The sequence below is a fragment of the Pandoraea commovens genome, assembly GCF_024704525.1.
Lineage (GTDB): Bacteria > Pseudomonadota > Gammaproteobacteria > Burkholderiales > Burkholderiaceae > Pandoraea > Pandoraea commovens.
On sequence record NZ_CP102780.1, the window covers coordinates 2,814,320 to 2,833,536 of the forward strand.

The 19,217-nt window shown below is 64.3% G+C and carries 12 protein-coding genes; 3 read left to right on the plus strand and 9 right to left on the minus strand.

Translation table 11 applies throughout. The features are described 5' to 3' along the window. Nucleotide 1: 1 nt before the first annotated feature. Nucleotides 2–964, minus strand: a complete 963-nt coding sequence (locus tag NTU39_RS12960) for a LysR family transcriptional regulator (protein WP_257959966.1) — start codon at nucleotides 962–964, stop codon at nucleotides 2–4. A 210-nt stretch (nucleotides 965–1,174) separates the two neighbouring features. On the opposite strand from NTU39_RS12960, the gene NTU39_RS12965 reads away from it, so the two are divergent. Next, nucleotides 1,175–3,067, plus strand: a complete 1,893-nt coding sequence (locus NTU39_RS12965) for a sulfatase family protein (protein ID WP_257959967.1) — start codon at nucleotides 1,175–1,177, stop codon at nucleotides 3,065–3,067. A gap of 154 nt (nucleotides 3,068–3,221) precedes the next feature. Further along, on the plus strand, nucleotides 3,222–3,836 hold the full coding sequence (locus NTU39_RS12970) for a putative pterin-binding protein (RefSeq protein WP_257959968.1): 615 nt from the start codon (nucleotides 3,222–3,224) through the stop codon (nucleotides 3,834–3,836). 16 nt (nucleotides 3,837–3,852) lie between these two features. Here the strand turns inward: NTU39_RS12970 and NTU39_RS12975 are convergent, their stop codons facing one another. Both NTU39_RS12975 and NTU39_RS12980 read right to left on the minus strand, forming a co-directional pair. Continuing rightward, nucleotides 3,853–5,976 carry an esterase/lipase family protein gene (locus tag NTU39_RS12975; RefSeq protein ID WP_257959969.1) on the minus strand — a complete coding sequence of 708 codons (2,124 nt, stop codon included), beginning with the start codon at nucleotides 5,974–5,976 and terminating at the stop codon, nucleotides 3,853–3,855. Then, nucleotides 5,973–7,046: an Lnb N-terminal periplasmic domain-containing protein gene (locus NTU39_RS12980; RefSeq protein WP_150662530.1), complete on the minus strand. Its 1,074-nt coding sequence runs from the start codon at nucleotides 7,044–7,046 to the stop codon at nucleotides 5,973–5,975. The genes NTU39_RS12975 and NTU39_RS12980 overlap by 4 nt, the downstream gene beginning before the upstream one ends. A 185-nt stretch (nucleotides 7,047–7,231) precedes the next feature. On the opposite strand from NTU39_RS12980, the gene NTU39_RS12985 reads away from it, so the two are divergent. Continuing rightward, the gene (locus NTU39_RS12985) at nucleotides 7,232–7,630 is read left to right on the plus strand and encodes a hypothetical protein (protein ID WP_174984137.1); all 399 of its coding nucleotides are present in this window, start codon (nucleotides 7,232–7,234) and stop codon (nucleotides 7,628–7,630) included. A 1-nt stretch (nucleotide 7,631) separates the two neighbouring features. Here the strand turns inward: NTU39_RS12985 and NTU39_RS12990 are convergent, their stop codons facing one another. The 6 genes from NTU39_RS12990 to NTU39_RS13015 all read right to left on the minus strand — a co-directional run bounded on the left by NTU39_RS12990 (nucleotide 7,632) and on the right by NTU39_RS13015 (nucleotide 19,191). Further along, a complete protein-coding gene (locus NTU39_RS12990) occupies nucleotides 7,632–9,182 on the minus strand; it encodes an efflux transporter outer membrane subunit (protein WP_257959970.1) in 1,551 nt (516 codons plus the stop codon). After that, nucleotides 9,179–12,472 (minus strand): efflux RND transporter permease subunit, encoded by a 3,294-nt coding sequence (locus tag NTU39_RS12995; RefSeq protein WP_257959971.1) that lies wholly within the window; start codon nucleotides 12,470–12,472, stop codon nucleotides 9,179–9,181. Before NTU39_RS12995 ends, NTU39_RS12990 begins: the two co-directional genes overlap by 4 nt. Continuing rightward, the gene (locus NTU39_RS13000; RefSeq protein WP_257959972.1) at nucleotides 12,469–15,624 is read right to left on the minus strand and encodes an efflux RND transporter permease subunit; all 3,156 of its coding nucleotides are present in this window, start codon (nucleotides 15,622–15,624) and stop codon (nucleotides 12,469–12,471) included. Before NTU39_RS13000 ends, NTU39_RS12995 begins: the two co-directional genes overlap by 4 nt. Beyond that, nucleotides 15,621–16,808: an efflux RND transporter periplasmic adaptor subunit gene (locus NTU39_RS13005; RefSeq protein ID WP_257959973.1), complete on the minus strand. Its 1,188-nt coding sequence runs from the start codon at nucleotides 16,806–16,808 to the stop codon at nucleotides 15,621–15,623. Before NTU39_RS13005 ends, NTU39_RS13000 begins: the two co-directional genes overlap by 4 nt. 331 nt (nucleotides 16,809–17,139) lie before the next feature. Beyond that, nucleotides 17,140–18,144 (minus strand): sterol desaturase family protein, encoded by a 1,005-nt coding sequence (locus NTU39_RS13010; RefSeq protein ID WP_150662535.1) that lies wholly within the window; start codon nucleotides 18,142–18,144, stop codon nucleotides 17,140–17,142. A gap of 12 nt (nucleotides 18,145–18,156) precedes the next feature. Then, nucleotides 18,157–19,191 (minus strand): YVTN family beta-propeller repeat protein, encoded by a 1,035-nt coding sequence (locus tag NTU39_RS13015; RefSeq protein WP_257959974.1) that lies wholly within the window; start codon nucleotides 19,189–19,191, stop codon nucleotides 18,157–18,159. Nucleotides 19,192–19,217: the final 26 nt, after the last annotated feature.

Here is a 19,217-nt window from a genome sequence, read left to right on the forward strand (position 1 = left end):
TTTATTCATGATGACAGGGGGTGGCGAGCGTGCGCGAAACATCCTGCAGCACCTCGATGAGCGCGAGGGTTGCGGCACTCGGCGCGTGCCCGTGGAGGACACCGACGGTCGGCGCGACGTGAGAGAACGGCAACCCGAAGTCGTGAAGTGCCGGGGCGAGTGGCGAGCGCGCCACGCCCAGCGTCGATGCGAGGAAGAGGCACGGCATGGCCTGCGCTGCGCTCGCATTGGTCATGAGCGTGACCGATTCCATGATTACTCGCGGCAGCGGCAGGCCTTGATGGGCGAACTCGGTATCGATGGCCCGACGCATGGGAGTGCCGGGCGGCGGAACGATCCACGGATAGCGTGCGACGTCGGGCCAGCCGGGCGACGGGTGCGATGCCAGCGGGTGGTTTCGTGCGCCGAACACCCGCACGTCGTCTTCATATAGCGGCACGGTGCCGAAGCCCGCGTTCATGGCGGTTTCGTCCAGTCGGCAGACGAGCAGATCGATTTCGTGCCAGCGCGCGCGGGGTAGCAGCCGGTCGAGCGTGTCTTCGAACAGATTGATGCGAAGCGCAGGCCCAGTGTGTTCCAACCGCGCGAGCGTTTGTGGCATGAGCACGCTCGCCATGCCCGGCAGGATGCCGACGTTGACCGGCTGCGCAAGTCCGTCGCGCAACGCCTGCATCGCGGGCGCAACGCCGGCCAGATCCGTCAGCATGCGCTCGGCGCGTTCGAGCAGGGCGTCGCCGTACGGGGTCGGGGTCACGCGCCGGGTCGTGCGCTCGAACAACGACACGCCCAGCGCGTCCTCGATCTCGCGCAACCACTTCGACAATGCGGGTTGGGTAATCGCGGCAGCTTCCGCCGTGCGGGCGAAACTGCGCGTGCGGCCCAGCCAGCGCAGCGTCTCGAGATCGCGGATCCGGAGTTTGCGCAGGACGGCCGGAATCTGGCGGGCGAGCTGCGACGCAGGCAAAGGATCTCGGTCCGTTCGGGGGTCTTCGGTCATGTCGGCGGGGTAATGCATCGATGCGTTGCCGATACGTTACCGCACTATTGATGTCCTCCGGGTAATGAATGTGGCGTGACTTTTCATCGATCTGTTCAGAATTCAACCGAATAATGAGACTCCCATCCGGTAGCTGGCGCACGACACGACGCTGGCACCCCATCAGGAGCGAGACGCATGACGACACGAAAACCTTCATCCTCCACGACCACCGACGACGCGACACCGACCGACACCGCGTCCGCAACACAGCCGGACACGACCAGCCGCAAGGCGCGACGCGACTTTCTGAAGCAGGCCGGTGTTGCGATGGCATCGGCCGGGCTGGTGCCGTCGGCCATGTCGGCCACCGGAGCGGCATCGCCGACCCGGCACGCGGCCGACGATGGCTACATCATGCCGACGGAGGCCCCGGCCGTCGCGCCCAAGGGCTACAACATCCTGTTCATCCTCACGGATCAGGAGCGGCATTTCGACAAGTGGCCGTTTCCGGTGCCGGGCCGCGAACGGTTGCGTCGCGAAGGTGTGACGTTTATGAACCACCAGATTGCCGCGTGCGTGTGTTCGCCGTCGCGCTCGGTCGTCTACACCGGCCAGCACATTCAGCACACGCGCGTATTCGACAACTGCGGCATTCCGTGGCAGCCGGATATGTCGACCGATATCCGCACGATCGGACACATGATGCGCGACGCAGGGTATTACGCGGCGTATCTCGGCAAGTGGCATCTGAGCGGCAAACTGCATCACAACCACACGCCCTACGACACGCCGACGGCGGAGTACAACGCGTTGATCCGGTCGTACGGCTTCGACGACTACTTCGGCGTGGGCGATCTGATCGGGCGCGTGCGCGGGGGCTATACCTACGACGGATTGACGACGTCGTCCGCCGTGTCGTGGTTGCGCGGACGCGGCGCACAACTGGCGAGCGAACAGAAGCCGTGGTTCATGGCAGTGAATCTCGTCAACCCGCACGACGCGATGTTCCTGAACACCGATCCGGCGGGCGTCGACACGCAAAACGCCAGCAAGCCGACGCTGGGCAACGCCCGTCCGCCGAAGGACAGTCTGTACGACAAGCACTGGGACGTCCCGCTCGCAGCCACGCGAAAGCAGGCCTACGACGCCCCCGGTCGACCCGCTGCGCACGGCGTCTACAACGCGGCCGAGGGCGTGCTGGTCGGGGACTATCCGCTCGACGACGCGCGTCTTCAGGTCTATCAGGACTATTACTTCAACTGCATCCGCGACTGCGACACCCATGTCGTGACGCTGCTCGATACGCTGCGCGAATTGGGCATCGACAAGAACACCATCGTCGTGATGAGTGCCGATCATGGAGATCACGTCGGTGCGCACAAGCTGGTAGGGAAGGGGCCGACGACCTATCGCGAGCAGAATCACGTACCGCTCGTGATCCGTCATCCGGCATATCCGGGCGGTAAGCAATGCGCCGCACTCAGCTCGCATGTGGATATCACGCCGACGTTGCTCGGGTTGACGGGGCTGGACGCCGACAACGTGGCCCGCATTGCTGGCAAGGCTGCTCATGGGCATGACCTCACACCGCTGCTGCGCCGCCCTGAGCGGCAGGCGGTCGATGTGCTGCGTCCGGCCACGCTGTTCAACTACGCCATGCTGCTGTTCTACGACAGCGAGTGGCTGGCGCAGGAATATGCGACGTTGCGTCAGAAGGGCGTGCCGGTCGACGAGATCCATCGACGGGTGATCGCCCGTCAGCCGGACTTCCGGCATCGCGGCATGATTCGCAGTGTGTTCGACGGTCGCTATCGCTTCTCGCGCTACTTTTCGCCGAAAGGGTTCAACCGGCCGACATCGCTGGAGACGCTGTTCGCCAGTAATGACGTCGAACTCTACGATCTGCACGCCGATCCGACGGAGTCGCACAATCTGGCGCTCGACGCCCATAGCAACGGGGCTTTGCTGATGGCGATGAACACGCTGCTCAACGATCGTCTGGACGCGGAAGTGGGCGAAGATCGCGCCGACATCCTGCCGATCCGCGACGGGCGCGTGCATTTCACGTTCGAAACGCAGGTCGGCTGATTCAATTGCACGTTGATCCGACGGCACGGCGGCGACGCCGTTGCCGTTGGCGTGCCGGATGACATCGGTGGTACGCTCTTGCGACCTCGCGCGCGCGAGCCGAGGCTCTTCCTGTATGGATCTGCCGCCTCCGTCATTCGCTATTGCCAACGCCATGAAGAAACGTGAATTCCTTGCCGGTGCCGTGGCACTGGGCGCATCGGTGCCTGCTTTTGCCAAGCCCGGCGCTGCGGGCACCTCCGCCACTTCCGTCACCACTGCACCGACGTCGACACCGCTCGTCACGCTCAGCGGCGCGATTGCGCGTCACAACCGGGGGCCGGTCGACCCGGCGCTCGACCAGCTGTTTCACAAGCAACTCGTGCAATTCGACGCGGCGTATGCGCTCGACTTCGCCATGCTCACGCGCATGCCAGCGCAGACGATTCGCCCCACGCTGGAGTACGACGCCAAGCCGCACACGTTGCGCGGTCCGCGTCTGGCGGATGTGCTGGTGCAGGCGGGGGCACCGTCGAATCCGCTCACGCAGGTGTTGCTGCGCGCCATCGACGGCTACGTGGTGGCGACCACGATCGGGCAGGTGCGGGAGTACGGCTTCCTGCTCGCCACGCATATCGACGACAAGCCGCTCGCGCTGGGCGGTCTCGGGCCGCTGTGGGCCGTGTACGACCCGGCCGCGATTCCGGCGCTGGCGGGCAAACCGCTCAAAGAGCAGTTCACCCTGTGTCCGTGGGGCGTGTATCACATTCAGATCAACGCCGTTTCCTGACGCGCCCGATCCTGTCTCAGTACGACGTTGGGCGCCCTGGCGTCGACGTCGCGCGCGGCGGAGGAACGATCGCCTGATACGGGTTCAGGCGCCCGGGCAGCTTGACCGGATCGAGTTCGTCGACGTCCTCGTGCAGGATGCGACGGATCTCCAGAATCGCCTGTGGCGTTTCCTGCACGCTATGTCCTGAGACGATGACGCGCTCGGACTGCGCGCCCGCGAGATGCGCGCTCGTGTACGGCACCACACCATCGTTCGAGGCCTCCAGCGGCCCCTTGGCATCGCGCCGCGCGATGATCGAGTGGTATTGCACGGACGGCGAGATCTTCAGTCCGGCCGCAGCCATCACGTAGGGATCGTCGTCACGCAACTGATCGACGCTGTTCGGCACGTAGCGTGTTTTGCCCTCCGACGGACTGTCTTCGGACCCGGTCGCGTAGTGCAGCACGTCGTCGATCCCCGAGAGCAGCGTGACCGGCAGCTTGATCAGGTTCGAGACCCAGCGTCCGATGCGGTTACGCGCAAACGGCGTGCCCCGGTGTGGCGCGGCGATGAAGATGGCGCGCTCGAACTGTGGCACCGGCTTGAAGCTGAAAAGCGGATTGAGCCGGTCGCGGGCACGGTCGATCTGGTCTTCGTCCAGATGGTACTCATGCTGGAAAGTGTCCCAGAGCTGATCGTCCGAGCTGGACACCATCAGGCGTGCAATCACGCCGCCCATGCTGTGTCCGATGACGACCGCTTCGTGCGACGCGGCCGACTGACCGTCCGGGTCGAAGTGCTTGAGCGTCGTCTCGAACGCGTTGCGAATGGCCATCGCGTTCACGAGAATCGGCGCGTTGGTCGGGTAATACACCTGCCAGACCTGGAAGTGCTCGCGCAGCGTCGCATCGCCCTGAATTTCGTTGGCGAGATTCACCCACGCCTCCGGGCTGCTGGCCAGCCCGTGCAGCATCAGAATGACGCGGCGTCCCGGATCGAAAGGCTGCATCAGGTAGATGTGGGGACGCACGATGCCTCGGTCGCGTCCGAACAGCGTGCGCAGCGACTGCTCGGCAAAGCCCGAGCGCGCGAGCCACAGTCCGTAACCGGCCGTGAAGTTGCCCGCCAGCGGCACCGTCTGGTGATTCAGTTCGACGGACGTCTGCCGGTACGGGTCGTAGACCACCAGCGTGGCGACCTTCGTCGTGAGGACCTGTTCGAGTGTGGTGCCGTCAAAGCGCAACAGAAGCGTGAGCGACGGCGAGGGCATCTCGCTGAACACTGGCCCGGCGTTGGGGTCGGTGGCGCGCCGGAAGTCGCGTGAGGCGCGGCTTTCCCGTGGGTTGGGCGTCGTGTCGCGGTAGTCCGGACCGGTTGCGGCGTCGCCCCGGGGCATCGGATTCTGTCCGGCGGCGGCGAGCGCCTCGGCGGCGGACTTCTCATCGAGCACGGCCACCAGCTCAGCGCCGAAACCGTCGCGTCGATACGGGCTGCGCAGCCCGGCGAACGACAGCGTGGACGCGGGCAAGACTTCGCGCGGCTGGATGTGGTTATCGGCGAATCGCACGCTGCTGGCGTCAACCGGCAGGAGCCATCCCGCTATTTTGTCGCTGCCCGTTTGCTGCACGCGACGGAACAACGCGACCGAGAAGTTCTGCACCGCGTAGTTGTAATAGTCGCGGACCTGCGTCTGACGGTCTTCGAAGGCCCGTTCGCTCGACGGACGGTCGCCGTAGAAAAGGTACGCGTACGCGTAGCGTGCGGAGCGCAGCCACAGATCGAACTGTGCGTCGTTCCATTGCCGCTCGCCCGTGGGGGTTTGCGCGATGGCGAGCTGCATCGACATTTCGGCCATGGCGGCGAGTCGTCGGTCGACGTCGATTTCCTTGGCGCGGCCCAACGCGTCGATACAGTCGAGCGACGATTTGGCGCAAAGGGTGTCGTCGAGCCCTGCGACGCGAACGGTTTCATCGGTCGAGGCGCTGAGCTTGCCGGTCGACAGAATGTCGCCGCGCTTCATGGCGATGTACTGCTCGGGGCCGAGCGAGCGGACTTCCACCATTGCGCACCCGGACAGGGCCGTCAGCCATACGGCAGCCATCAGCAGACCTGCACGCCGCAGCGTGAGCGCCTTGCCAGATGCGTGCAACGAGATCATGGCGTCACCTTCGGATCGTCGCCCGGCACGCCCTGACGGATGAGGGTCGAGAACTCGGGCGAGTCGCCTGCGGCCAGTGCCCGGGCAACGAAATTGCCCCGGTCGTACAGTTGCGCGTAGGTGAAGCCCGGTGTCAGACCGCCCTGATCGTAGGCGTACTCGGCGAAGTACCCCGACAGCAGCAACCGGTAGTCGAGCGGCAATCCCGGCGCGATGAGGCGGGCGATCTCGAAGACGATGGTCGTGCAGTTGCTCGTGAGCGTGTTGTACCAGGCGGGCGTATCGTGCAGTTCGCGCGCGCGGGCGAGGTAGCCGATGAACACTTCTCGCAGTTGTTTGGGCGGGATGTTGAGTCGATACAGGTAGGTCGTCTCACCGCGCACGTTGCTGCGAACCCGCAGAATGTCGCGCTCGTCGGCGGCCACCAGCGTGGCTTCGAAGTCTTTGAAGAACCCGCCGATGGCCGAGAACTTCTGGCCCTGCTTCTTGCGAATCTCGATGGAAAAGACCACGCGGCGACCATCCGAGAAGCCGAACGACACCAGGGTGTGAGCAATCGCCGGACCCATCCAGTACGACAGGACGAGATCGGCACTCTCGAGCTTGTCGAGATCGTACTCGCGGGTTTCCCAGCGCGGCGTGAAGTCGGTTTCCGTGCGCCATTCGAAGTTGCGCACGTTGTGCAGCGTGACGTGTTCGCCGTCGATTCGGGAATCGAGCAATTGCGCGACGTCGGCCGCCCAGAGGCGGTCGTTGGATGCGCGGATCGTCTGCCACCAGCCGACGAGCAGCACTAATGCAATCAGAAAGGCGAGCGGCCAGCCCCGCAGTGGCATACCGGCGCGCACGCGCAAGAGCGCAACGATCGCGACGACCCCGAGCAGCACCCACACGGCGATCGCGAGGTAGCGCACGGGCGCCGGGCCCGGGCAGCGGTAGGCGAGGGCCATCGCCCCCCAGGCGCACGCGCCCAGCACGAGCAGGGCGAGGAACGAGCGCAGCACGTAGACGTACCACGCGATGTGATGGCTGGCGAGCGCATCGCCAGCATGGGATTGCAGTTGCACCATGTTTCGCAGAGTTCAATCCGGTTCAGCGCCGAAGAATACCAGCAGACCGGCGTCTGGCGCCTACAACCCTGCACCGGATCGTCATTTGCCGTTGCGGCGGCGCGCTACAATGCCCCGCAATCCGTGCGTCTTCGACGCGGATTTTGCGTATTCACTTCACGAATTGGAGACGTTATGAGGTTGGCATGCTGAGGCATCCTAAAGGGGACTTTCTCGTTCGTTGGAGCGCCTGGCTGTTGGTGACGCTCGGGGCCGTCGGTCTCGCCGCATGCACGACGCGCCCGTTTCAGCCCTCGCCACCGCTCTACAAACTCTGGGCAAAGCGAGGCGTCGACGAGCAGGGCGTGCGCAACGCAATGCTGGCATGCGGCTTCCCCAATTCGGCATACGTCGACCGCAAGGACATGACACTCAACGACTTCGCCAAGGGCGAGTTGTGCATGATCGACCACGGATTCCAGTATCAGGATCGGCGAATCATTTGCACCGACTTCCCGGACCTGCCCGCGTGCGCCAACGTGCCGCGAGGCAAGACGTTCGGCTCGGACCCGGACTTTGGTCCGGCCGCGAATAAGCCCCGCTAGGTCAGCGAGCCGAGGCTGGGACCTTCGCTTCTGTTGCCTCGGTTGCCCCGTTCGTCTGCGCGGGGCGGGGGCCGGTGTCCTGCGCGAGGGCTTCGTCCGACCAGCCTCCGCCGAGATCGCCGATGAGCGACGTGGCCGCCAGCAAGCGCGACTCCTGCACCGTCAGGGCGTTCTGTCGCGTATTGAGCTGCGTCGTTTGCGCAGTGACGACCGTCGTGTAATCCACCGTTCCGGCCTGATATTCGTTCATGGCAATGCGTGCACCATCGGTCGAATCGCGCACGGCGGCGTCCAGCGCCTGCGCCTGCTGCTCCAGAATTCGCAGCGACGACAGATCGTTCTCCACGCCCTGCAACGCCGTGAGCACTGTGCCGCGATAGTTGGCGACGGCGGCGTCGTAGGCGGCACGGGCGGCATCCACTTTGGCGCTGCGTGCGCCGCCGTCGAAGATCGTCTCCGATGCACTCGCGCCGAGGGACCACACGTAGTTGGCGATCTTGAAGAGTCCCGCAACCGGTGCGGCGGAAAAGCCGTCCGTGAGCGAGAGCGTGATGTTCGGGTAGTAAGCTGCGATGGCCACGCCAATGGCGGCATTCTCGGCGGCCATCTGCCGCTCCGCCACGGCAATGTCCGGACGCCGTTGCAGCAGCGTCGACGGCAATCCGATCGGCACGTCCGGCAATGTCGGGAGCGCCGTGCTGTGCGGGATCGTCAGCGATTCCGGGTTGCGCCCGACCAGCACGGCAATGGCGTGCGCGTACTGGGCGCGCGACACGCCCAGCGCGATCAGGCTGGCCCGGGCGTTTTCCAACTGGGTGCGCGCCGTGATGACGTCCGAGGGCGGCACCGTCCCGGCACGATCCTGATCGGCCACCACGCGCAGGTATTCGGTATAGGCGGCGACGGTTTGCGTCAGCAGGTCGATATTGGCGTCGGTAATGCGTAAGTCGATGATGGCGTTGGCCAATGCGATCTGTTCGGACAGCGTCGCGTTCGCCAACGTTGCCTGACTGGCCTGCGCCGTCGCGCTGCTTTGTTCGACGGTTCGCCGCACCTGCCCCCAGATGTCCGGTGCCCAACTGACGCTGCCTTCAGCCGACGCCGAGTTCACGATGTTCGCACCACTGCGCGACGCGAGCGCCGCAGTGGTGCTCGCGCCGCCGCTGCTGCCGCGCGAGCGGCTGGCCGAGCCGTCGATGCCGAGCGTCGGGAACAGGCCTGCGCGTGCCTGACGCACCTCCGCGAGCGCCTGCTGATAATTGGCGTAGCTCTGGCGCACCGTCTGGTTCGACACCATTACCTGAGGCTCCAGCTCGTCGAGCAGCGGGTCGTGGAATGCCTTCCACCATTCCCCTTTGGGGCCTTCGGCGTCCGGGCGTGCCTGTGTCCAGCCGTCCAGCTCCGTGAAATGGGTGGGCATGTCGACGAGGGGGCGCTGATAGTCGGGGCCGACGGCGCAGCCACCCAGCAAGACAAGACTAGCGAGGCAGGCGAGCGTGAGCCGATGCATCGGACGTGGGGACATTCGGCGAGTGTTTCTGATGAGCGTCATGATCGAACCTCCGGGCCGGAATCGCGATGCCAGGGAAGGCGCGTGGACCAGCGCGCCAGCCGGGCGCGCAGGCGGTCGAGATACAGATAGATGACCGGGGTGGTGTATAGCGTGAAGACCTGACTGAGCAGCAGGCCGCCCATCACCGTCACGCCGAGGGGCTGGCGCAACGACGCCCCCTGACCGAGGGCGATGGCGAGCGGCACCGCGCCGAGCACGGCGGCGAACGTCGTCATCATGATCGGGCGCAGACGCACGACGGCCGCCTCGTGAATCGCCTGCTTGGCGGGCATGTTCTGGTTGCGCTGCAACTGGATCGCCACGTCGACCATCATGATGCCGTTCTTCTTCACGATGCCGATCAGCAGAATCATCCCGATCAGCGCGATGACGGAAAACGGCGTGCCGAAGATGAGCAGAGCGAGCGTCGCACCAATGCCTGCCGAAGGTAGCGTCGAGAGGATGGTGAGCGGATGGATCGTGTTCTCGTAGAGCACGCCGAGCACGATGTAGACGACGCCGAGCGCCGCGAGGATCAGCAGCGGAACCGTGCCGACCGATTGCGAGAACGCCTGCGCTGCGCCCGCAAACGCGCCGTGCACGGACGCGGGCATGCCGATCGCCCGCGCGGCGTCGTCGATAGCGATCTGCGCTTCACTCAAAGACCCACCCGCCGGAAGGTTGAACGAGATCGTGGCCGCCACCATCCCACCCTGATGGTTGACCTGCGTGGCAGTGTGACGTGCCGAGAAGCTGGCGAGCGCGCTCAGCGGCACCATGGTTTCCGAGGCGGTGCTGTCCGCGCTGCCACTCGAATTCCCGCCCCGGCTGTTCGAGATGGCGTTGTTCTGCTGGTTGGCCACGGCGTTCGCGTTCAGGGCATTGGTCCCCGATGCGACCGCCTTCACGGTCGTGCCACTCACCGTCTTGCCCGACATCTGCGTCTGCCCGGTGCCGCTCGCGTTACCGGCGGCCGTACTCAGATAGATCTGATCGAGCGACGTGGGGTACTGCCAATACTGCGGGGCGACTTCCATCACCACGAAGTACTGATTGATCGGGTTGTAGATCGTAGAGACGGTGCGTTGCCCGAAGGCGTCGTACAGGACGTTATCGATCTGGTTCGGTTGCAGGTTGAACCGTGAAGCCATCTGGCGATGGATGTCGACATACATCTGCAAACCGTTCTGCTGGAGATCGGTATTCACGTCGAGCACCGCCTGGCGGTGTTTGCCAAGTTCGGTGACCAGCTTGGGCACCCATTTGTAGAGCGCCTGCGCGTCGTCGCTCGTCAATGTGTACTGATACTCGGCGGCCGACTGGCGTCCACCGACGCGCAAGTCCTGCTGGGCCTGAAGGAATAGCCGTGCGCCCGATACGGCATTGAGTTTGGGACGCAGGCGGTTCACTACGGCGTCCGCCGTCAGGTGACGTTCCGCCAGCGGCTTCAACTGGACGAAGACGGTCGCCGAGTTGAGCGAGCGTCCACCGGTGAAACCTGCGACCGAAGCGACCGCAGGGTCCGTCTGCACAATGGTTTGCAGTTGTTCCAGCTTCTTGCGCATAGCCGGGAACGAGATGCTCTGGTCCGCCATGATCTGGCCGATCAGAATGCCAGTGTCCTGCTCTGGAAAGAACGTCGCGGGCAGCAGCCTGAACAGGAACAGATTGCCGACGAGCAATCCCAGCATCACCAGACCGACAAGCCCTGCGTGATCGAGTACAGCGGCGAGAGAGCGCGCGTAGACATCGCGGAACCGATCGAACTGACGACCGATCCACTGCGACCAGCGGGCTTCGGACGTTGCCGATTCTCGCGTGAGCACATAGGCGCACAACGTCGGCGTGACGGTGAGCGAGATCACCATCGAGATCAGAATGGCGATGGATAGCGTGACCGCGAACTCATGGAACAGCAGGCCGACAATGCCAGGCATGAGCAGGATCGGCAGGAAGACGGCGATCAGCGACAGACTCATCGACAGTACGGTGAAGCCGACTTCGCCTGCGCCAAGCAGGGCGGCTTCCTTCGGCGGCACGCCCAGTTCCAGATGGCGCACGATGTTCTCCATCACAACCACGGCGTCGTCCACGACGAAGCCTGTGCCAATGGTGAGCGCCATGAGCGACAGGTTGTCGAGGCTGTAACCCAGCAGGTACATCGGGCCGAACGTGCCGATGATGGAGAGCGGCAGCACCACTGCGGGGATCAGCGTCGAGTTGGCCGAGCGCAGGAAGACGAACACCACGCCGATGACCAGCAGCACCGCGAGAATCAGGGTGCGTTCGGTGTCCTTGAGCGACGCTTCGACTGACACGGAACGGTCCAGCGCCACGCCCACCTTGATGTCATGCGGCAGCGTGGCTTCGACGAGCGGCAGGATCTGGCGGATTTGGGTGACGGTCTTGACCACATTGCTGCCGGGCGACGGGTAGACGATGACCAGCACAGCGGGCTTGTTGTTGAACAGCCCGGCGTTGCGGATGTTCTCGTTGCTGTCGCGCACGAGCGCGACGTCGTGCAGCAACACGGGCGCGCCGTTGCGATACGCGACGACCAGGTCCTTGTAGCCGTCGGCCTTGCTGATCTGATCGTTCGAGGTGACTTCGAAACGCTGGTCGCCCTGATCCAGATGGCCCTTGGCGCTGTTGGCGTTGGCCGCAGAGAGGGCGGCCCGAACGTCTTCCAGTCCGATCCCGTAGCTATTGAGCTTGCCGGGCTCCAGCTCGACACGCACCGAGGGCAGCGCGCCGCCGCCGACCGTGATCTGGCCCACGCCATCGACCTGCGACAACTGCTGCAGGATGATCGAGTCGGCCGAATCGTAGAGTTGCGCCGTGGTGAGCGTGGCGGACGTCAGTGCGATCACCATCACCGGCGTATCGGCCGGGTTGAACTTGCGATAGCTCGGGTTGCTGCGCAGCGTGCTCGGCAGGTCGGCCCGCGCGGCCTGAATGGCGGCTTCGACGTCGCGCGCCGCGCCTTCGATATCCCGCTTCAGGCCGAAGACGACAGGAATCGAGACGGAGCCGACGGTGCTCGTCGACGTGAGTTCGGTGACGTCGGCGATCACCCCCAGCCGCCGTTCCAGCGGCGCGGCGACCGTCGCCGCCATCACCTCGGGACTCGCCCCCGCCATGCTCGCTTGCACCGCAATCACCGGGAAGGCGATGTTGGGCAAGGGCGCGACCGGCAGGCGCAGATAGGCGAGCAGTCCCGAAATCAGCACGGCGACCGCTAAGAGGGTGGTCGCAACGGGCCGTTTGATGAAGAGCGCCGAGAGGTTCACGGCGCACCTCCTGGTTCATCGTCCGGCGGTGTTCTCATATGGCCGGCGTGCGCACGGCGTTCGCGTCGCGCGGCACGGCGCTCACGGACCCGGGCAGCAAGGCGATCGAAGTACAGATAAATGACAGGCGTGGTGAACAGCGTGAGCAACTGGCTCATCGCCAGACCGCCGATGATCGCCAGCCCCAGCGGTCGCCGCAACTCCGACCCTGTCCCGGAGCCGAGCAGCATCGGCAATGCACCGAGCATGGCGGCCAGCGTCGTCATCAGAATCGGCCGGAAACGCAGCAGCGACGCCTCGAAGATGGCCTCGCGCGGCGGCTTGTTATGCGTGCGTTCGGCGTCCAGCGCGAAGTCCACCATCATGATGGCGTTCTTCTTGACGATTCCGATCAGCAGCACGATGCCGATGATGCCGATCACATCGAGATCGCTGCCCGTGAGCATCAGCGCAAGCAGCGCGCCGATCCCTGCCGACGGCAGCGTCGACAGAATGGTGACCGGATGGATGAAGCTCTCGTAGAGCACGCCGAGCACGATGTAGACGGCGACCAGTGCGGCCACGAGCAGGTAGACCTCGCTGGAGAGCGAATCTTCGAACGCCTGCGCCGCGCCCTGGAACGACGAGGCAATCGAGGGTGGCAGATGAACGGCCTGCTCGGCGTTGCGAATTTCCTTGACGGCGCTCGACAGCGAGGCGTCTGGTGCGAGATTGAACGACACCGTGACCGCCGGGAATTGCTGGAGGTGGCTGATCGCGAGCGGCGTTCGAACGACCTTGAGCGACGCGATGGCCGAGAGCGGCACCTGTCCGCTCGAACTCGTCTGGCTCGGCAGATAGATCGTGCCGAGCGACTGGATCGAGTTGAGCGATTCGGGCTTTGCCACGAGGATCACGCGGTACTGCGCCGACTGCTCGAAGATCGTCGACACAATGCGCTGGCCGAGGGCGTCGTACAGCGCATTGTCGATGGTCGCAGGCGTAATGCCGTAGCGCGCCGCCAACTGACGGTTGACTTCCACCTGAATCGACAGGCCGCTCGTATCGAGGTCGCTGGCCACGTCCGTGATCGACGAGATCTGTTTCATCCGGGCGATCAGCGGCGGGACATATTTCGCGAGCGTCGCCTGATCGGGGCCGCGCATCACGAACTTGTATTGGTTAGGCGAGACGGTGGTGTCGAGCGTCAGATCCTGCGCTGGCTGCACATAAAGCCGGATGCCGGGCACCTTCGCCGTGGCTTGCTGAAGCCGACGACCAATCTCGACGGCGCTATCGGAACGGTCGTCCCGTGCCTTCAGGTTGATGAGGAACCGGCCGTTGTTGAGCGTGGTGTTGATCCCGTCGATGCCGACGTAGGAGGTGATGGACGTCACGTCCGGGTCTTGCAGGACGACGTCGGCCAGCGCGGCCTGCCGCCTGACCATCGCGGCGTAGGAGACCGAGTTGTCCGCCACCGTGATGCCTTGCAGCACCCCGACGTCCTGCACGGGGAACAGGCCCTTCGGGATCACAACGTACAGCACGACGGTCAGCGCCACCGTGACGAGCGCGACCATCAGCGTCAGGAACTGATGATCGAGCACCCATTTCAGTCCACGCTCATAAGCGGCCAACGTCTTGTCGAACACTCGCTCGCTCGCGCGCTCGAAGCGACTCGGGTGGCGCGCCTCCTGTGCCCGGAGAATGCGCGCGCACAACATCGGCACCACGGTGAGCGATACGATGGCCGATATCACGATGGTCACGGCGAGCGTCACGGCGAATTCGCCGAACAGGCGTCCGATCACGCCGCCCATGAACAACAGCGGAATCAGCACAGCGATCAGCGAGATCGTCAACGACATGATCGTGAAGCCGATCTGTCCCGCCCCCGCCAGCGCGGCTTCCAGCGGTGCCATGCCCGCTTCGAGATAGCGCACGACGTTCTCGATCATGACGATGGAGTCGTCGACCACGAAGCCCGTGGCGATGATGAGCGCCATGAGCGAGAGATTGTCGATCGAGTAACCCAGCTCGTACATGACCGCGAGCGTGGCGATCAGCGAGACCGGCACCGAAATGCTCGGGATGACGGTGGCCGGAACGTTGCGCAGGAAGACGAAGATCACGGCTACCACGAGCACCACGGCGAGCACGAGTTCGAACGCGGCGTCGCTGACCGACGCGCGGACCACGCCCGTGCTGTCGGACACCACGCTGACCTTCATGCCGGCGGGCAGAGTGGCCTCCAGTTGCGGCAGCGCCCGCTTGATCTGATCCACGGTAGCGATGACGTTCGCGCCGGGCTGGCGTTGCACGTTCAGCACAATGGCCGGGGTCTTGTTCAGCCACGCGCCGCGCTCGACATCCTGCGCGGCCTTAGCGACGTGCGCGACGTCGCGCAGATAGACGGGGTTGCCGTTCTGATAGGCGATGACCGTGTCCAGATAGTCCTGCGGATCGGTAATCTGGTCGTTGGCGTCTAGTGTGTAATCGAGCTCGGGGCCGTCGAAGTTGCCCTTCGGCTGGCTGACGTTGACGTTCGCGAGCAGCGTGCGCAGGTCGTCCAGATTCAGGCCGTACGCCGCGAGCTTTTGCGGATCGGCTTCGACGCGCACCGCAGGCACGTTGCCGCCCGCGAGCGTCACGAAGCCGACGCCTGCCACCTGCGAGATTTTCGCGGCGAGCCGGTTGTTGGCGGCGTCCTGCAATTGCGTGAGCGACAGCGTGGGCGACGTGACGGCCAGCGTCATGATCGGCTGGTCTGCCGGATTGACTTTGGCGTAGGTCGGCGGTGCGGGCAGCCCGCTCGGCAGCAGGCTGTTCGCAGCGTTGATTGCCTGTTGCACGTTCTGCTGGGCGACGTCCAGATTGAGCGCCAGATCGAATTGCAGCGTGATGACGGACGAGCCTTCCGCGCTGTACGAGATCATCTGTTGCAGGCCGGGGATCTGCCCGAGCTGCACTTCGAGCGGCGCGGTGACCGTCGTCGCCATCACCGACGGACTCGCGCCCGGGTAGAACGTCTGCACCTGGATGGTCGGATAGTCGACGCTCGGCAGCGAGGACACCGGCAACACCCGCACTGCCACAAGGCCGATCAGCACGAGCGCGATCATCAGCAGCCAGGTCGCGACCGGGCGCAGGATGAAGATTCGCGAAAAGTTCATGGGCGGGCGCTCGCGCCGCTCGCCGTCGAGGGGAGGGCGATGTGGGCCCCATCGCTGAGTCGGTCCATACCGTCCGTGACCACCGTCTCGCCCGCGTTCACGCCTGCGGTGACGACGGTGTGCTTACCGTCACTCGGCCCGATCGTGACCTTGCGCAGCGACGCGGTCTTTTGCGGCGTGACCACGTAGACGAAGTCGCCCGGTGCGCCGCTCTGGACAGCGGGTGTCGGCACCAGCACGGCGTGCTGCATCGTGTCGACGAGCAGCTTCACGTTGACGAACTCCTGTGGGAACAGCACTTCGTCGTCGTTCGCAAAGCGTGCGCGCAGCGTGACCGTGCCGGTCGCCGTCGCCATCTGGTTGCTCACGGCGTAAAGCGTGCCGGTCGCGAGTTGCTCGCGGTTGTCGCTGGAATACGCGGTGACCGCCAGCGGTTCGCCGGTGCGGTAGCGTTTCATGACGGCAGGCAAGGCGTTCTGAGCGACCGTGAACTCGACCGTCGTTGGCTTGATGCTGGTAATGACGGCGATGCCCGTCGTGCTCGTTGCGGTGACGTAGTTGCCCGGGTCTACGAGGCGCAGACCGACACGCCCCGATACCGGTGCAGTGATGCGGCAGTACGTCAGATCGAGTTCGAATTGCTTGATGTTGGCAAGATCGGCTTTCACAGCGGCTTCGTCCTGCGCGACCGTGAATTGCTGGTCGACGAACGTCTGCTCGGCAATCGACTTCTGCTCGTGGAGCTGGGTGTAACGGGCCAGATCGGCCTTCGCCTGCGCGAGGGCTGCTCGGTCCTTGGCCAGTTGCGCCTGCGCCTGTTCCTTGCTGATTTCGTACTGGCGGGGGTCGATCTGGGCGAGGAACTGGCCCTGTTTGACGTCCTGCCCCTCCTGATAGCCGACCTGCGTGAGGTAGCCGCTCAACTGCGGCAATACCGTCACCGTCGCTTCGGGAGTGACTGTGCCGAGCGAGGTGATCGTGACGGGCATCTCGCCGTAAGCGACCTTGGCGACGGAAACGATTTGCGGCTGCGCGCCGCGCTTGGTCGCCGGGCGGTGCATCAGATGCCATGCGACCCATGCCACCAGCACAAGGATGACAATGCCGATCCAGAGCGCCGTGCGACGTCGCTTCGGGGGTTTCGTTTCCTGGGGTGACGCCGCTGTGTTCGACGTATTTTCCATCTTCGCCTCTCCGCCCGGCGAGCCTGCCGGGAAGCTCCCCGGACCACCGGGAAGACCACGCTTAGCAGTCTAGCTAGGGGCATGCCGGTTTTGGCGATGCGAACGGCCGCCCGACGTTACGGCGTGTTACCTGCGGCTGTTTGAAATGGGAGGGCGGCGTCGGGTCGAAAACGCCCGTGAAAGCCTGTCGGGACAGGGAAGTCGTAGCGGAAAGGTGCGAGCGAGAAGGGGCTCGGGAGGTAGGGGGACGGTCGTCGTCCCCCTGTTACATCGTGTTACTGCGGGGCTTGCCGGTAAGGGGCCGGAAGCCTTTTCACGCCGGGAAGGCGCTTCAGACCGGCTGGCGGGGCGATGTACGGCGCGGTGCGAGACGCTTGACGATGCGGCCGAAGGCACGAACTTGCTGGGCAACGACGCCCAGACCGTAGCGGCGCGAACGTCCTGCCGGGGCTGGCAACTGGTCGCGAATGCCGGTCGGCTCTAGGGTCTTTTCCCACGATGCCGTGCGGAACAGCATGTCCCACCACGGGAAGAGCACGCCGAAGTTGCAGCCATAGCGCGTGCCTTCGTGACCGTAGCCGATGGCGTGATGGCGACGATGGAACGTCGGGCTCACGATCAGGCGTTCGAGCACCGGGCCATACGGCAAGCGGGCGTTGACGTGCTGCACGCTTTGCAGGAAGTTGCCCACGGCCACGAGCACGACGTACTGCGCAGGCTGCACGCCGATGAACAGAGCGATTCCGGCGAAGAACGCGGCCTGCACGATGTCGTCGAGGAAGTGATTGCGGTCGTCCGACCACAGCGACATCTGTTGCTGGCTGTGATGCACGGCATGCAGCTCCCACCACACGCCGAAGCGATGCTGCCAGCGGTGATACCAATAGCCAGCGAAGTCGAGCACCGTCAGATATAGCAGGAATGAGACGATGGGCTGGTCGGTCACGCCGGGCACCAGGCCGTCCAGATCGACGCTGGGCAGCCCGCGAATCACCATCTGGCTCTGCAAGTCGTTAAAGAACGGCTGCAACACCACGAAGAACAGCAGATTCAGAATGCCCAGCTTGGCGATCCACGTGTAGATGACGTCCGCCCGTACCTGCTTGCGATCTTGCCACTGCTCGATCGGACGCAGCGCTTCTAGCGGGCGCAACAGCACGTACGTCAGGCCGACCTGCAATACGCCGATGATCACGAGATAAAGGGCGTCGTAGATATCGTCGTCGTAACCCATCAGATTGAAGTGGAACAGCAGCGGCTGCACCACATCGACATAGACGAGCGTCTGGACGGCGGAAATGCCGCTATCGACGAAATTGAGGGCTTCCTGAATCATCTATCGGCCTTGTCAGTCCGGATTCGGCGAGAGAACCGGGGCGCGATCGGCAAAATAGATGCCGTGCGGCGAACGGTTCACAGCAATGGTGTCGACCAGCTTACGGGTCGTCAGGTCGATCACGCCAACGTGGCGGGCAAATCGGAACGTTACCCAAAGATAGCGTTTATCTGCGGACAATTCCATATCGTCCGGTCCCGGCATCAGACCGGTGAGGTCGGCCACCTTGGTCAGCGACTCGTAATCGAGAATGCTGATGGTGCTTTCCACGCGGTTGCTCACCGCAATATGACGTCCGTCGGACAACGAGCGGAAGTTGTGTGCGCCACGGCCGGTCTGGATGCGCTTGACGACCTTCTGCGCCCGCCAGTCGACCACGGCCACGTCGTCCTCGCCCGTCATGCCGACGAGCAGATACTTGTCGCCGGGCGTCATCCACAGGCCCGCCGGGGTCTTGCCGACCGGCATGCGCCATTTCACCGTTTGCGTCGCCAGATCAATGGCGGCCAGCTCGCCCGAGTCCTGAAGCGTGACGAACACCGTCTTGCTGTCGGACGAGAACGTCATGTGGCTCGGGGTCTTGGCCAGCGGAATACGTTTGGCGACCGTGACGTTTTCACCGTCGTAGTGATACAGATCGACACGATCCAGACGCAATGCCGCCGTCACGAACCACTTGTGGTCGGGCGAGAAGCCAAGCTGGTAAGGATCGTCGATGTCCGCGACCTGACGCTGGAACTTGCCGGTATTCGGGTCGAGGAACATCAGGCTGTTCGAGACCGAATTGGCCACGATCAGCGAACGCTTGTCGGGCGTAATCATCAGGTGATGCGGCTCTTTGCCCGTGGGCATCGTGCCAATGACCTTATGTGACGCCTGATCGATGAGGGAAAGCTGCGCGGCACCCGAGTCGAGCACGATGACCGTGCCGGCGTGGGCGGACGAGAACGTCAGCGGGAGTACGGCGGCGGCTAGCAGGGAGAACGTCGCGACGCGGGCGCGGCCGGCCAGCCGGGAAAGCTTGGAGCGCTTGGAAGAAAACACCATGAATGCGTAGGGTGTAGGGTAGGGCG